General features: G+C 38.1%; 11 protein-coding genes and 1 pseudogene. 10 read left to right on the top strand and 2 right to left on the bottom strand.

Annotated elements, in window-relative coordinates:
• Window positions 1-49: 49 nt before the first annotated feature.
• A complete protein-coding gene (locus BLR93_RS14005) occupies window positions 50-2143 on the bottom strand; it encodes a DUF262 and DUF1524 domain-containing protein (protein WP_093215787.1) in 2094 nt (697 codons plus the stop codon).
• Between the two features lie 127 nt (window positions 2144-2270).
• Between BLR93_RS14005 and BLR93_RS14000 the strand changes: the two genes are divergently transcribed.
• A complete protein-coding gene (locus BLR93_RS14000) occupies window positions 2271-2471 on the top strand; it encodes a hypothetical protein (protein WP_245690163.1) in 201 nt (66 codons plus the stop codon).
• 336 nt (window positions 2472-2807) lie between these two features.
• Window positions 2808-3032, top strand: coding sequence for a hypothetical protein (locus BLR93_RS13995; protein ID WP_093215785.1), 225 nt, complete (start codon window positions 2808-2810; stop codon window positions 3030-3032).
• Window positions 3033-3198: 166 nt separating this feature from the next.
• On the opposite strand, the gene BLR93_RS13990 is transcribed toward BLR93_RS13995, so the two are convergent.
• A complete protein-coding gene (locus BLR93_RS13990; RefSeq protein ID WP_093215783.1) occupies window positions 3199-4203 on the bottom strand; it encodes a LacI family DNA-binding transcriptional regulator in 1005 nt (334 codons plus the stop codon).
• A 949-nt stretch (window positions 4204-5152) separates the two neighbouring features.
• Between BLR93_RS13990 and BLR93_RS13985 the strand changes: the two genes are divergently transcribed.
• The 8 genes and pseudogenes from BLR93_RS13985 (at window position 5153) to BLR93_RS13955 (ending at window position 15007) form a co-directional block, all read left to right on the top strand.
• Window positions 5153-5473, top strand: coding sequence for a DUF2325 domain-containing protein (locus tag BLR93_RS13985; protein WP_093215780.1), 321 nt, complete (start codon window positions 5153-5155; stop codon window positions 5471-5473).
• 46 nt (window positions 5474-5519) lie between these two features.
• The gene (locus BLR93_RS13980) at window positions 5520-7424 is read left to right on the top strand and encodes an N-6 DNA methylase (protein ID WP_093215778.1); all 1905 of its coding nucleotides are present in this window, start codon (window positions 5520-5522) and stop codon (window positions 7422-7424) included.
• Between the two features lie 26 nt (window positions 7425-7450).
• A complete protein-coding gene (locus BLR93_RS13975; protein ID WP_093215775.1) occupies window positions 7451-9766 on the top strand; it encodes a hypothetical protein in 2316 nt (771 codons plus the stop codon).
• A 170-nt stretch (window positions 9767-9936) separates the two neighbouring features.
• Window positions 9937-10899: pseudogene (locus tag BLR93_RS18520) on the top strand (DEAD/DEAH box helicase family protein); the annotation flags it as partial.
• Window positions 10900-10902: 3 nt separating this feature from the next.
• Window positions 10903-11448 (top strand): GNAT family N-acetyltransferase, encoded by a 546-nt coding sequence (locus tag BLR93_RS18515; protein ID WP_175559379.1) that lies wholly within the window; start codon window positions 10903-10905, stop codon window positions 11446-11448.
• 505 nt (window positions 11449-11953) lie between these two features.
• Window positions 11954-12868 carry a DoxX-like family protein gene (locus BLR93_RS13965; RefSeq protein ID WP_093215770.1) on the top strand — a complete coding sequence of 305 codons (915 nt, stop codon included), beginning with the start codon at window positions 11954-11956 and terminating at the stop codon, window positions 12866-12868.
• The gene (locus BLR93_RS13960; RefSeq protein ID WP_093215768.1) at window positions 12865-13476 is read left to right on the top strand and encodes a DUF4166 domain-containing protein; all 612 of its coding nucleotides are present in this window, start codon (window positions 12865-12867) and stop codon (window positions 13474-13476) included. The genes BLR93_RS13965 and BLR93_RS13960 overlap by 4 nt, the downstream gene beginning before the upstream one ends.
• Window positions 13477-13519: 43 nt before the next feature.
• Window positions 13520-15007 (top strand): YndJ family protein, encoded by a 1488-nt coding sequence (locus BLR93_RS13955; RefSeq protein WP_093215864.1) that lies wholly within the window; start codon window positions 13520-13522, stop codon window positions 15005-15007.
• Window positions 15008-15023: the final 16 nt, after the last annotated feature.

Here is a 15023-nt window from a genome sequence, read left to right as displayed (position 1 = left end):
TACACTCCACGCATCGTTCCAATAATTTTTAACTGATATATATTAAACATTAAGCATACTCAAGGTTTTGTTCATACGATTGTTTTATAAGGTCCATGACTTGTTCTAAGTTAACTTCAGGAGTAATTTTTATCTCCAAGTCTCCATTTCCTCGATGACCTACGTTAGATACATCCTTAGTAAGGTGGTTAGGATCAGGTAAGGTATTTGCCTTCACATTCAACCACAGTTTTAAATGGATCTTCTTTGGTTCAATATCCACAAAGTTACGTCCTTCTGTTTTATAGGCAATGTAGTATTTCTTATATTCTTCAGTGATGGAACTATCTAGGTTGAGAATTCTTAACTTTAATTCTTCGTAAATCTCAAAAGTTTCTTGGCTGAAATTATCCTTATGATGGTGTAAGGTATAACCTTTTTCTAAACCACTTTCTTCTTTTGATTGATAATGTGTTAGTTCTTCTTCACTCAAGTGAGGGAATGGCCAAATTTCCACGGCTCTTTCTGCAAGAATCCTTGCTCTTTCATTTATAGCAGCTTCGTCCCACTTTACAAAGGCTGCTACACTTCGGTTTAACCACAAAGGACTTTCTCTAAATCCGCCCTGAAGATAAGATTTTTCTGTAAATGAGCGGTCGCTTAGCTCTGAATTATACCCGGTCAAAGTTAAATTTCCGAGCGTATGAAGATAAACTTCATGGATTTTCTTCCAATCATCCCCTAATTCAGTTTTCCAAGCTTCAGGAACATTCTTATTTTGAGGCATGATATGTTCAATTGTATAATTTTCTACATTAATCGGTTCTTTTCTATCTAAGTTTTCTAACTTTCTGAGTAGAGTATTACGGTTTCTAAAGTTATAAACATCTTTTACCATTAGTTCACGTTTGAATTCTTCATTAGAAGGAAACCTTCTATATCCTGTCTTTAAGATTAATGCCGCTTTGAGGCTATTAACATAATCATCAGAATCAACTTCTTTAATTAATGAGGCGAAGGTATTGTTAAGAGAATTAGTAGGTATAGCACAAATTGCTCTCCTAAATACATAGCTACTGATAAACTTAAGTATCTCTAAAAATTCATTTCTTGTAATAAGATTATTGGTGAAATCCTCGTAGACCTTCAGAAGAAAAGGATATGATACATCAACTTTAAGAGAACGAATATCTTTAAACCCTTCTTCCAGCAAAGCATCGTCTATATTTAAAGTTAGGTTGATATAATAATTCCCATACTTATAGACGTCTTGTATAATTGCTGCTATTGTTCCGTCTGTGTTATGTTGGACATAATTTTTGAATGCTTCATAAACAGCCCCTATTTTTGGGATATTACCGGTTTTAAGAGTTAGATAGTCACGAATAAAGCGGTCAAAGTAGCGAGTGTCTTCTAAGTGACCGAATCTTCTTTCAAGTTTATACCAGTAGTTTTTGTACAGCTTTCTCTGGTCCTCTTCTTCTAACCCCATTAGAAAGTAATTCCTTATTAAATCTGCTTGTGATAAATCAAGACCTGTGGAGTTTAAACTTTCAAATATGAGTTGGGGATTATCCTTCTCCCTATCTAGAGAAATATCTACCATTATCAATCTACTAATTCCCTGATAAATTTGATCAAGTGATAGCCGACTTTTCCTCATCATTTCTTTAAAGTAATAATGATTTTCTACAATTCTATTTGAATATCCATTATCTAACTCTCTATTTTCCAATAAGTCTATATAGGTAGATCGGTCTTTTTGGGTTAGTAGAAGCTTGTAGTGTTCTTCGTCTTCTTCATCCTGATTTAATAAAAAATAATTCCTGGCTTTCTTTGCAGTAATTAAAGTAGCTTCTTTTTCTCCCTCTGTTATTAACTCAGAGAACGCTGAGAGTATTAAACTGAGAGTGGTTAAACGTTGTTGCCCATCGATAACTAATAGCTTTGGAACAGAAGTAACATGGTATAATCCTTTTTCTACGTAAACGACAGATCCCATAAAATGGCCGGATAAACCTTCATCCTCAGCAGCTCTTTCAATATCCTCCCAGAGCTGTGCGCACTGTTTCTTTGTCCAACTATATGTACGTTGATAAATTGGGATTACAAACTGCTTCGGTCCCTTAAGAAACTGCAAAAGATTCGTCTCTGTTGCCTTCATTTGTACTACCTCCAACTATTTATTTATTCAATTATACCAAAATAACTAATCACTATAGTAATTCTTATTTTATATGAATTATGAGTAAGCTGTGTATAAGTGCTTAAGTGAAAGTAATGAGCTCGTGATGGCCGTGGGACAGTTAACGTTAAGTGAGGAGGAAATGGATGATCTTGAGCAGCATTTAGTGAATCAAGAGAACCTACTCATTCCATTTAACAAGAAAACAAAGGAACTTATACTAAATAATGAACCTAATTACGATGAGGAAGAAATGGAAGAACTCATGAACATCAGTGAGGGAGTTGGGGATCATGGCGAAGACTAAGCGATCCTATAAACAGAAATCACCGGAAAAGGTCAAAGAGGAGATCCATCGACTGACAGAGGGGGTGGAAGAAAGTATTACTAATCGTTGTTTTAGTTAGTGGAGCGATCGTCCTGGTTGGAGCCATCGTTATGAATCCTCAAAATGTACTCATCGAGTCCCCTAGGCAAATGGCAGATATGCTCGTACCTTTTATGGGAAGGCCACAGGAGTTGTCATGGGCATAGCTCTATTAGCTGCAGCTTTTTCATCTCTGTTAGGCAACACTCATCGTTCGGTGGTTCTGCTAAATGCTGGGTTCAATAAACCAACCGGGTTGGAAGATAAAAGCATCAAATGGGGGTCCTTAGCCCCGTATTGGAGATATCGGCAGCTGTAAGTTTTAGCTATGGGGGGGCGCCGGTTCAACTAATTTACTTAGCGAATATTGCCACTGCTGTTGCAGCACCGGCAGCCGGTTTCTTTATCTGCTTGATGTTATTTCGAAAGGATGTGAACCAAGGGATGAAGCAGCCAAGAATACTACAGGCATGTATGATTATTAGTTACTTGTTTGTTTAGCATTAATCGGACTAGTCATTATAGATCTTGTACGTATGTTGAGTTGAAAAATAATCTATGCCCTAAAGCTTATTGTATCCAAATGAAGTTTCGTGATTTTGTAAGCGCTAACAATCAAGGAGAGCCACGACCTCAGGGTGATAAAACCCAGGACGTGGCTTTATTTTTAATGTTCTGTGTTTCGTGTTGTTTCGCGGTCGATATAAGTCATAGGGAATACAAGGTTTTTAGAGTCTACGTGCTTTCCTGTGAGTAAGTCAATGAGCATCCGAGTGGCTTCTTGACCGATGCCAGGAAGGTCTACTTGAACAGACGATAACGCAGGTGTTAAGAGAGAAGCAATAGGAACATCATCAGCACCTATTACCGATAAGTCTTCTGGAATCGAAAGCCCCATGGTAGCTGCTATGCGCATGATACCTATGGCCAGGTAGTCGGAAGCACAAACGATGCCGGTCATAGTGGGACGGGAACGAAAAAATGCTGCGACACTTCTGTCAGAGGCGTTAACATCAAACTCATTTAGCTCCAACATATCATTGCTTCCGGGACCTAAATGGAGTCGCTGTAAAGCTTGATGATAACCTTCCCAGCATTTCACGCTATGCATAGAACTCATGGGCTCGTTGACCAAGCCAATATGTCGATGACCACGTTCGTACAGTGCATGGACTGCTTGATCTATTCCATCAGTGTCACTTGGTCGGACGCAGGGAAAAGGAGAGTCATCAATATAGCTACCAATCACGACCGTTGGCAAGCCGAGGTTTTCCAACCATTCTAAGCGAAATTCTTCACTGCGGGGCGAAAACAAGATGATTCCGTCCACCGATTTATTTTCCAACAATTTCTTTTGTTGAGCCGAGGAAAAGGACATAACAATATTGTAATCTGATTGGTCAATACCTTTAGCAATTCCATCTATTACCGTCGAAAAAAAAGGGTTATTTAAGGTGAAAGATCCTCGTGGAACGATAATAGCAATATTACCAGTTTGTTGCTTCACTAGTCCTCGTGCGCCTAAATTTGGACGGTAATTCAAGTCTTCCATGATTTTGCGGATACGAGCTTCGGTGGCTGACCCTACACCTGGCTTTCCGCTAATCACTCTTGATACTGACGCTATTGATACTCCTGCTTGGCGTGCCACATCTTTAATACTGACAGTCACAATGTCAACCTTATAAGAATCTTTGAGGTGTTTTCCATCAGGCAGTGAACTGGGTTTTATCCAATTTCAACCTGTCATGAATATGGACTTGAAGAAGACATTGTGCAGCCATTGAATTAATTACTGTAAAAGAGTTGAATCCTGAAGAGGTGAGATTCGCGTATTATAAGTCAGACGAGAAAAGAAATTTACGTATAATTCCTAGACCTTTTGATGTAACTTATTCGAAAGTAAATAAGCTTGTTGCAGAAGAAAAAGATAATACATTAGTCGTTCGATCATCCTATGGGTAATGCTTGTTTTTATATTTAATTCGATTGTTGTAAATGGTTGATATTCTGTCCAGTATATATAATGAATCTATAAAACGATGAAATTTTAGAGTTACCTTAAATGAGGTGATTTTATGATTTTATAATAAATTTGCGGTCTGGGTGGGTGAAGATACCCTTAGAAATCACACCTACAACAATAACTAATCAATGTTCGGAACTATACATATGAAGGATGTTTAAAAGCTTTGATACTTATATGAATATCTTTATAAAAACGTATCTTGTTCATTCAAAGTATACCCTGGGCGTACAAGCTAAAATGTTATAAAATCAATCCATAAAATGTTCAATCAGGGTTGTTCAACAAGATAGAAGAAGAATAAGTGATATTTGCGTATGCCACAAGGTAAGATCAAGTGAACCAAAATTTAGAGCGTCAAATAAATGAATTAGAAGTTAATGGATGACAGTCTAAACAAAAGTAAGTAAAATCCCGATTGAATAAAGTAATCAAATTACTTTAAAAAGTATTTGACTTTATGTGAGGTATTGCTTATACTAAAAGTAACCAAAAAAGCCAGAGTAATTTCAGATGATATTTTTTCAGCAATAATCTAAAGTAATCAAATTACTTTTTAAAATATTCCTTGTAAAAACGGAAGGGAGAGGTTATAATGAAGAAGGTATTATTAGTGGGGGGTAAAAATAACAAGTCGCTTAGTAAAAAAGGAAAGCAAATGAACATCGAAGTGATTTACCAGGTAGAGAATAAGAAAGAAAAACGTATGCTTTCTTTCTTTGAGAAACATGTAAATGAAGTGGACTGCATTATATTATACGTCGGTGCTTGCTCCCATAAAAATATGTGGGAAGTCAGAAAACTAGCTAAAGAGCATCGAACTCCTATCGTATATTCCAGTGGCCAAGGAGCTACAGGCGCCTTTCAACAGGCATTGCGACAGATGAAAGGGAATAAAAAAATTTTTTTACCCTAAAATAACAAGTAATCAAATTACTTTAGAAAATATTGGAGGAAAAACCATGAAAGAAATGAATTTTCAAAAGGCTGTATGGCAAGGGATGGATATTCTCCAAAATGAAGAGTTGACGTTGGAAGAAAGTGTTCATATGACAATGGGATCTTTGACACTCATTGTGATTGAAAAGCTTCACCGGGAGGAGGTCAGTGAGCATGAATCCTGGTCGCAAGTTACTCGAAGTGGTTACAACATAAAGCCCCGTTTCATCAAAGCTATGGAAATTGCCCAGCACACTTTTCATCCTGTTCTTCAAGGGACCTTCAACATGGAAATTATTGAGAAATTAGATGAAGGGGTGTTGTTTCAGTTTGTAAGTGTCCTGAATAAATACCAACACCCTGAAGCAGAAGGTATTGCACGAATTACTGAAAACTTCTTGTATCATTTTCTGGAAGAACAGCGCTCTAAAGCGGAGCAATTGATTGCTCCACGGTCCATCAATGAACTACTTTCAAAGTTGTTAGGTGTACAAAAAGGGAGTGTGTATGACGGTACAGCTGGAACGGGGTTGTTACTGTTGGAGGCTTATAAACAGGCAAAACAAGCTGGAGAAAATGTAACCGTGTATGCCCAAGATGTTAATGAAGATATGGCAGCCATTGGTAAAATTAATTTGTTTATCCATAAGGTTCAGAGTTTTGAGTACGAGGCAGGAGACACATTAATAGAACCAAAATTCACAGATGAGTACGGTTTGAAGACATTTGATTATGTAACCATGAATTTTCCATTCGGTTTGACTTGGAAGCCCGAGTTAGTAAAAAACGAACTTTATGGTCGTTTCGTGTATGGGCTTCCTCCTAAAAAAAGTGGAGATATGGCGTTCATCTTACATGCTATTGCGTCTTTGAAAGAACAAGGTAAAGCAGCGTTCATTGTTCCTCATGGAGTCTTATTCCGCGGTGGAGCAGAAGGAAAAATTCGAGAAGAATTAATTCGGAACGATTTGATTGAAGGGGTTATCAGTTTACCTTCCAATTTATTTTCCTTTACGGCCATTCCTCTGGCATTATTGATTGTAAATAAAGCAAAAACAGAAGAGAGGAAGGAGAACATTTTCTTCATCGATGCTTCCGCAGAATTCCAGAAAGAGCGAGGCCGCAATTATTTACGGGATCAAGATACAAAAAAAATTATAGAAACTTTTATTAGTGGGAAGGAAACCCCGGGATATAGTAAGTTTGTTAGTAATTCCGATATTCAGGAAGGCTCTTTGAATATTCATAGATACTTCGATGTAGATGATGTAGATTCTCCGATCGGAAAAGTCACGGTGAATAGGAAAAGTTTTCTGAACTCTGAGTTGCCAAAGAAAGCATTACAAGATGTAGCTGAGATTTATCGAGGGATGAATATGCCATCTAAGGCAAAACAAGAGGAAGAAGGCACAAAATATAAAGTGATACAACTTACAGACGTTCAAGATGGAGATATATTGTGGGATCAGTTACAAAACGTACCTTTAAATGATAGAAGAAAAGCGGAACAATACTTTGTCCAGAAGGGGGATATTCTCGTTTCAGCACGAGGTACGGCGATTAAGATTGCAGTAGTCTCCGAAGTGAAAGAGGATGCTATTCTGTCTCATAACTTCATTGGCCTACGGCCGATGGGCAATACGCATCCTCAGTTTTTGAAGGCTTACCTGGAGAGCCCGGTCGGTCAATACTACTTGAATTCTTCACAAAAGGGAACTGCTGTAAAAGTGATCAGTATAAAAGAAATCGCAGATGTACTGGTTCCAGCGCTACCTTATGAAAAGCAAAAGCAAATTGGGGAATCATTTGAACACACGGATAAGGCCTATAAGCTAGCATTACAGGAAGCTGAGGAAAAAAGGGTGCAGGATTATCATCAATTGTATCGGGACATGGAAATTTCTGTAGCATTCGAACAAGAAAAGTAATCTGCAATTTAGGGGGAGGAATTAATATGATTACAACGACGGGTACTGACATTAAGAATATGGCGATTCATTTAGCGACATGCGAGTCTGAAAAAGAAGTAATTGATTTTTTGAAGGAAAAGGATTTATGGGGTAGCAAACACTGGAGGAGTTATGGCGATAATGAAAACAACTTTTCCGTCATAGGAAACCAACAGAGCTCTCCGGATGCCGCTTTGGTGGAAAAGTTGATCAACTCCGTAGATGCTGTATTAATGAAAGAATGTTTTATCAATGGAGTAGACCCTACATCGGACTTTGCTCCCAAAGATGTGGACGCAGCTCTATCGACTTTCTTTCAAATCCCGGAAGGAAAACTCTCTAACCTGGATAGTAGAGAAAGAACCAAGCTAGCGGAAAATATCAATTTTGTGGCTACGGGTAAGAAATCCAAACCGAATTACACGATTATTGACAAAGGCGAGGGGCAATCTCCAAAAGGCCTTCCTGATACTATTCTTTCTCTAAATAAATCTAATAAATTGAGGATCCCATTTGTGCAAGGAAAGTTCAATATGGGTGGTTCAGGTGTATTGCAGTTTTGCGGGGACAATAACCTGCAATTGGTCATTTCAAAGAGACACCCACAACTAAGTAAAGATGATTCTTCTCAAGAGTGGGGAGTAACCGTTGTTAGAAGGGAACCTCCTACTAAGGGGAAAAGGAGCTCTGTCTACACGTACCTTGCTCCAGGAGGTAATATTTTAGGCTTTAAAGCAGACGAATTAGAGCTGCTTCCCTCTAAAGATAGCGCATTTGGAGAAGCATTGGAATATGGAACCTTTATTAAGCTGTTTGAATATAAGGTTCCCGGCCTTACTACGAATATTCTCTTTGACCTTTACAACAGGTTATCGATGCTAATGCCAACACTAGCTATGCCCATTCGTTTTTATGAAAGAAGAGATTATAAAGGGCATACATTGGAAACCACTTTATCCGGTTTGAATGTCCGGTTAACAGAGGATAAGAGAAGCAACATTGAAGAAGGGTTTCCGCTCTCATCTAGAATAACTATTAAAGGGCAAGAAATGAAACTTTCAATTATTGCCTTCAAAGAAGGTAAGGAAGAGAAGTATAAAAAAGGCGAAGGCATTATATTTACAGTCAATGGTCAAACGCATGGGGATATTCCAAAAGCGTTTTTTACTAGGAAATCCGTCGGAATGGGGGCACTCGCCAATTCTTTATTGACCATCGTGGATTGTACACAATTGGATGGTCGTTCCAGAGAAGACCTGTTTATGAATAGTCGTGATAGATTAAGAGAAGGCGAGCTTCGCAAGTTGATTGAAGATGAGTTGAGCCATTTAGTGAAAAATCATGCGATGTTGAAATCACTTCGTGAAAAGAGAAGGAAAGAAGCTTTGGCAAACAAACTGAGTGATGACAAACCATTAACTAATCTTCTTGATGATATTATGAAAAAATCTCCGACCTTATCCAAGCTCTTCATTTCGGGTCAAAGACTATCAAACCCTTTCAACTTAGAGAAAACTGGTGAAACGGAAGACTACCAGGGAAAAGAATTTCCAACCTTTTTTAAGCTGAGACAAAAAGGAAATAAATTTTATACCAGAACAGTACCGAAGAATGTTAGAGCAAGAATACCATTTGAAACCGATGCAACTAATGATTATTTTGATCGTAGCAGACAACCAGGAGAAGCCACTTTGCTACTGAATGGCGAGAGAGTAGGCACGTATAATATTAATTTGCACAATGGAGTTGCTACGTTGAATGTGAGGCTTCCAGACGGTGCAAAGGTGAATGAAGAATACACATACACCCTGGTAGTTACGGATGAAAGTAGATACGAACCTTTCCAAGAAATATTCAAACTAGTCGCTGAAGAAGATAAGAAAAACACAAGTAATGACGGGAAAGGTAAACGAAAGAAGGGGTCAGGTTCTAATGACAAAAAGACTAGGGAGGAGCAATCGAAGCTTGCTTTACCTAATATCTTCGAAATCACTCGTGAAGATTGGGAGAAGAAAAATTTTAATAACGAATCTGCCCTGAAAGTCGAAAACAATGGAGAAAGTGGCTATGACTTCCACATCAACATGGATAATATCCATCTCACAACGGAACTAAAATCTAGGTCTCAAGATGTTGAATTAATCAAGAACAAATACAAATATGGGATGGTCTTGATTGGTCTAGGAATTATCAATGGTACGGAAACGGAAGAGGATGATGAGGATCCAACTAATAAAGTGGAGGAAACCACCCGAATGATTTCTCCTATGCTCATCCCTATGATAGAGAACCTGGGCGGATTGCAGGAAGACGATATATAAGGGACAGAATGGGGAGGTAGGGGGTGTAACTACTAACCTTCTACTCTTCTAGTACTTTATTTCTTACTATTGTAAAATATCCCCTCTCCTATGTTTCTATGGACCTACTTGGTATAATGAAGTGAAGAAATTATATATGAAATAATACTCCGTCGAATGGAGGTCAATACATGGACAATAAATTAAGTGAACGCCATGTTTGCACCAAATATATAACTCCTGCACTAGAACATAGTGGATGGGATATCCATAAACAGATTCGCGAAGAAGTTTCTTTTACCGACGAGCGGATTGTCTATAAAAATAAAGGATTCACACGTAAGAAAGGAAACCGGGCAGATTATATCCTATATTATAAGCCGAACATCCCGTTGGCAATTATAGAAGCGAAGGATATTGAACATTCCATCGGTTCTGGGATGCAGCAAGCATTAGATTATGCGGAAATATTAGATATTCCTTTCGTTTTCAGCAGTAATGGAAAAGGCTTTCTATTTCATGACCGTACTGGTAATAATGAAAACCTAGAACAGGAACTCACGATGAATCAATTTCCATCACCGGAGGATCTTTGGCAGTTATATAAGATGGCGGAGCACATTGATAAGGAGAAAGAGAAAGTCATCACAGAGGATTACTATCAGGATGGCAGTGGAAAATCTCCGCGATATTACCAACGTGTTGCGATTAACCGAACGATTGAAGCAATTGCTAAAGGCCAGGATCGGATTCTTCTAGTCATGGCAACGGGAACAGGAAAAACCTACACCGCATTCCAAATCATCTGGCGATTATGGAAAGCCAGAAAGAAAAAACGCATCCTTTTCTTGGCGGATCGCAATATCCTTGTCGATCAGGCAAAAAGTATTGATTTTAAGCCTTTTCGTGATAAAGTAACCAAGCTGAAAAATCGAACCGTAGATAAATCCTATGAAATTTATATGGCGTTATATCAAGGGATTTCAGGGTCTGAGGAAGATAAAAATATCTATAAACAGTTCTCTCCGGACTTCTTTGACTTAGTGGTAGTTGATGAGTGTCATCGGGGGAGCGTAGCAGAAGATTCAGCCTGGAGAGAAATACTTCAGTACTTTTCGAATGCTACGCATATCGGAACAACGAGGGGGGAGAAAGGTTTGCTTACATACAAAATTGATGAAGAGGTTTCTTTAAGGTTATTTAATGAAGGGGATGCAGAAGAATTTTACAATTTAACAATTGGTTCAAAACCATATTTAAAACAGTGGCTTGGTTGGCTTGATTATATAGAGAGTGTTGAAGACTCTGCCAATAACATAAAGGCAAGACTGAAGGGATTTGTAGAAAATGGTGGTTATCCAAAGTCATTTGCTATCATTTATAGAGGCGAAATCGCTGGTACAATTGGATTTAATAACTTAAATAATGCTAACAGAATTGGTGTTATTGGTTATTGGTTGGGTGAAAGATTTCAAGGAAAAGGTATAATGTCAAAGGCATTTAAAGCAGTAATAGATTATGGTTTTAAAGAACTTGAGTTAAACCGAATTGAAGTTAGTGTCGCAGTTGAAAACAAAAGAAGCAGGGCCTTACCTGAACGGTTTGGATTCACAAGAGAAGGTGAAATTAGACAAGCAGAATGGCTTTATGACCATTATGTTGACCATATTATTTACGGGCTTTTATCTGAAGAGTGGAAATAAAGATTCCAGTTTGAAGTTAAAGTAACAGATGCTTTAATTAACTGATAATACTAGAGAGAAGGGAACTTATTGGAAATACTGGTTTTGGTACTACTATTTGCTGGTTTGTTTGCAATATATGACGCAATAAGGAAAGTCAACAATAATATCCTTGAGCAGACCGAAGAATTAAAAAAGATACGTGAAGGGTTAAAGGAACACAGTAAAAAATAGGTTTTTACTAATGGAAGTAACGGGTGCTAAAGTAAAAGACTCCCCAAGACATATCTCGAACTCGAGTCTTAAGGAAACGGGGGCAATTCTTAAACAAAGGAATTGCCCTCTTCTTAATTTTTTGGATGCAATTATTCAATAAAAGCTACTGCCAATTCTCTATAATGAAATTAATATATTTCAGTGCGTTTGTTCAGTATTTATGACAGAATAATACATAAAGACCTACTGTAATTTGAAATACACAGGAAATAAAATTGAGAAATTACTTAATGATAGAGGGGGCATTCGTTTGAAATCTAAACCAATTTACGTTGAAATACCCATCCAGGCCCCTGTAGAAAAAGTGTGGGAAATGTCACAGGATCCTCAACTACATGAGCAATGGGATTTGCGATTCTCATCTATAACTTATCTACCTAGAGAGTCAGAAGATGACCCACAATCGTTTTTATATGAAAATAAGTTTGGAATTGTCAGCGTTGCAGGCTGGGGTAAAAGTATCGGTACACATAATAAAAAAGATGGCTCAAAGACATCTTCCCTTCATTTTGGTACAGCTCAAAAGATCTCGCCTATCCGTGAAGGTAGAGGGTATTGGAAATACATACCTACAAATGACGGAACGACTTTTCTGACTCAATATGATTATGGTGTTCGCTTTGGGTTATTTGGAAAGCTTTTCGATTTATTGTTTCGTCCGATAATGGGGTGGGCGACTGCTCTTAGCTTTGACGTGCTGAAACAATGGATAGAAACGGGAGAATCAGCGAAAAGCCAGTATCTACGTTTTTTTAATAGTACGCTAATTACAATTCTCTTTTTCTTCGTCTGGCTTTATCAGGGATTAGTACCAAAGATTATTGCCAAACATCCTGAGGAAGTATCCATGCTTTCAAAATTATCATTCATGGACGGTGAGTCTGCTGTAACCGGTGCGGGAGTAATAGGTGTGTTGGAGGTTTTCTTTGGGTTGTTGTGGCTCTTATATCGTGAGAAAAGACATTTACACGCGTTACAAATCGTTGTGTTTCCGGTATTAACAATCAGTTCCTTAATTGCTATGCCTTCAATATCCTTTCATCCAATTAATCTTATTACTTTTAACGCTAGTCTATGGGTGCTTACTATAATTGGATTCACCATTACGAAAGATTTGCCCAAGGCAGCTAGGTGCAAGCGTACTATAAAGGTTGATTCTAAGTGACCATTTACCAAAACATTTTACAAGAGGATTTTCAAAAACTTCATCCGAAGCTTCAAGAGCGTTATGCGTTGCAAATAGGGAAACCTTTTCATGGAAAGGGGACGATGTCGAAAATAGAAAGAGGGCCTTCCTGGTTAACCCCCTTTTTAAAATTAGCCGTACGATGGAAGTTACTCTTTCCTGAAAGTGGGCAAGATGTACCTTTCACAATAAAGAATACAAGCAGGACACTTTCAGGAGGAGATGTAGAGATCTATTGGGAGCGATCCTTTTATTTTGACAAGGTTACCCGGTATTTCAATGCCTTCATGACCATTGATGCAAAACGAGAGTTCGTTAAGGACTACCTTGGTGAGCCCAACTTATTTTATTCCGATTTAAAATTTAGAGTATCACCTGAAGGGCGTATGTGTATCCGTTCAGGTTGTCAACGAATCATTTTAGGAAAGAGGGAAATCCCTATTCCTTCTTTTTTACAAGCAGATGTAACAGTAGAAGAAGGTTATGATGATGCCAAAAATACATTTACAATAAAAGTTGATATACAAAATAAAATAGTGGGAAGGGTGATGACTTACGAAGGCGAATTTGAAAAGCATCCTATTTAATCCCATCAACCTAGCGGGACTATTCTTATTCATCGGTAGTTTCATGGTGACAGATGAACCTTATTTATTATTACTGACAGCTGCACAAATCATCTTAGTTCCCTTAATGCTTCAGCAAATTATTCAAATAAATAAAACCCTTGTTCTTTTTACTTGGGTAACTATGTTCTCTGTCTTTTTTCTACAGCTGGCCTCATCCAGTGTAGGGCAGACGGTCCTTGCTTTTATTTATTTGGTCTTCACATTTCTTGTGGCACTTTATGGTCTGAAACGATTTTTGTATCGAGGATTCACTAATTGGGCTGAAATTTCGATAGACTTCGGAATGTTATATCTATTTGTAGGAGGGCTGTGGTTCTTTGCATATATAACAGGTATAAATACAGGTTTTAGTCCTCTGATCACATGGCTGACAGCCATTCATTTTCATTACTCTGCCTTCTTGTTGCCGATATCCCTCGGGTTTTTAGGACGGGTACATGAGTGGTCTTGGTTTAGGTGGATTGTACCGATTATATTAGGTGCTCCCATGCTTGTTGCTATTGGAATGACCTTTTGGCCAATTCTAGAAGTTATCTCTGTCTTATTGTACATCCTTGCGATTTACAGCCTCATTATATTGGTATTTCGGACACGTTTTCCTTCTCGTTTGCAAGCGTTTATGATTCGTGTTTCATACTGCTCCCTTGGGGTAACCATTTTGTTTTCACTACTTTATGCACTAAATAGATCATTTGGATACTGGTATATTAGCATTGATTTTATGTTAAAGTTCCATGGTTTTATTAACTGCTTCTTTTTTGGGGTGTTCGGAGTAGTTGGCTGGGCAGTATCTCCACCGGTATCAAAACATGATGGATGGAAGTTTCCCGTTAGTCGTATTCGAGGTAATCTGAATGAGACGGGGCACAAGCATCCTGGTTTGGTTGATGATCTTAATGACTTCGTTAATGTGGAATATTTACCTGATACAATCGTCCATTTTTATGAACATACAGAGGAGTACAAATTATTTGCTTCTGTTAAATGGGCAACTTGGTTTAAGCCATTAGCAGTAGTGTACAAGTTGATAAGTAACAAGGTGCAGCAATTGAACCTACCACTCTCAAGCAAAAACACAGAAATGACAGGCGAAATACTAACTGTTGACCCCATCATTGATGGTAGGCAAAATCCAAGGGCATGGATTCGTAAAGTGAAAGGCTCCATCGTATTTGTAGCCATTTATTCCCAACATAAATCCAAGGGAAAGACCTATATGAATATCTCACTACCTCTTCCGTATTCGTCCATGGTTGGAGTACTCCAGTTAGACGCACAAAATGATTCTCTTATCCTAAAAAGCGAAGGAGAGGAAGAAGGAGACGCTGGAATTTATCTAACTGTGGGTAAAGCCATTTTCAAGCTTCCTTTATCTGAGCACTTCTTGATACAAGAGACAGAAGCAGGTTCTCTCACAGCCCAACACAAGATGAGGATTTTAGGTGTACCTTTTTTACATATTCATTATTTAATCCAACATAGAGTGTAAACAGTTTACATTTTTA

Origin of the sequence: Sediminibacillus albus (assembly GCF_900101125.1) — a bacterium.
In the GTDB taxonomy this organism is placed as follows: Bacteria; Bacillota; Bacilli; order Bacillales; family Amphibacillaceae; genus Sediminibacillus; species Sediminibacillus albus.
The sequence above is the reverse complement of the archived record's forward strand: the minus strand, read 5'-3'. Positions and strand labels throughout refer to the sequence as shown.

Bases quoted from the DNA above. Each gene is read 5' to 3' on its own strand.
- BLR93_RS14005 (WP_093215787.1), bottom strand. From the start codon at position 2,143: ATGAAGGCAACAGAGACGAATCTTTTGCAGTTTCTTAAGGGACCGAAG.
- BLR93_RS14000 (WP_245690163.1), top strand. From the start codon at position 2,271: ATGGCCGTGGGACAGTTAACGTTAAGTGAGGAGGAAATGGATGATCTT.
- BLR93_RS13995 (WP_093215785.1), top strand. From the start codon at position 2,808: ATGGGGGTCCTTAGCCCCGTATTGGAGATATCGGCAGCTGTAAGTTTT.
- BLR93_RS13985 (WP_093215780.1), top strand. From the start codon at position 5,153: ATGAAGAAGGTATTATTAGTGGGGGGTAAAAATAACAAGTCGCTTAGT.
- BLR93_RS13980 (WP_093215778.1), top strand. From the start codon at position 5,520: ATGAAAGAAATGAATTTTCAAAAGGCTGTATGGCAAGGGATGGATATT.
- BLR93_RS13975 (WP_093215775.1), top strand. From the start codon at position 7,451: ATGATTACAACGACGGGTACTGACATTAAGAATATGGCGATTCATTTA.
- BLR93_RS13955 (WP_093215864.1), top strand. From the start codon at position 13,520: ATGGTGACAGATGAACCTTATTTATTATTACTGACAGCTGCACAAATC.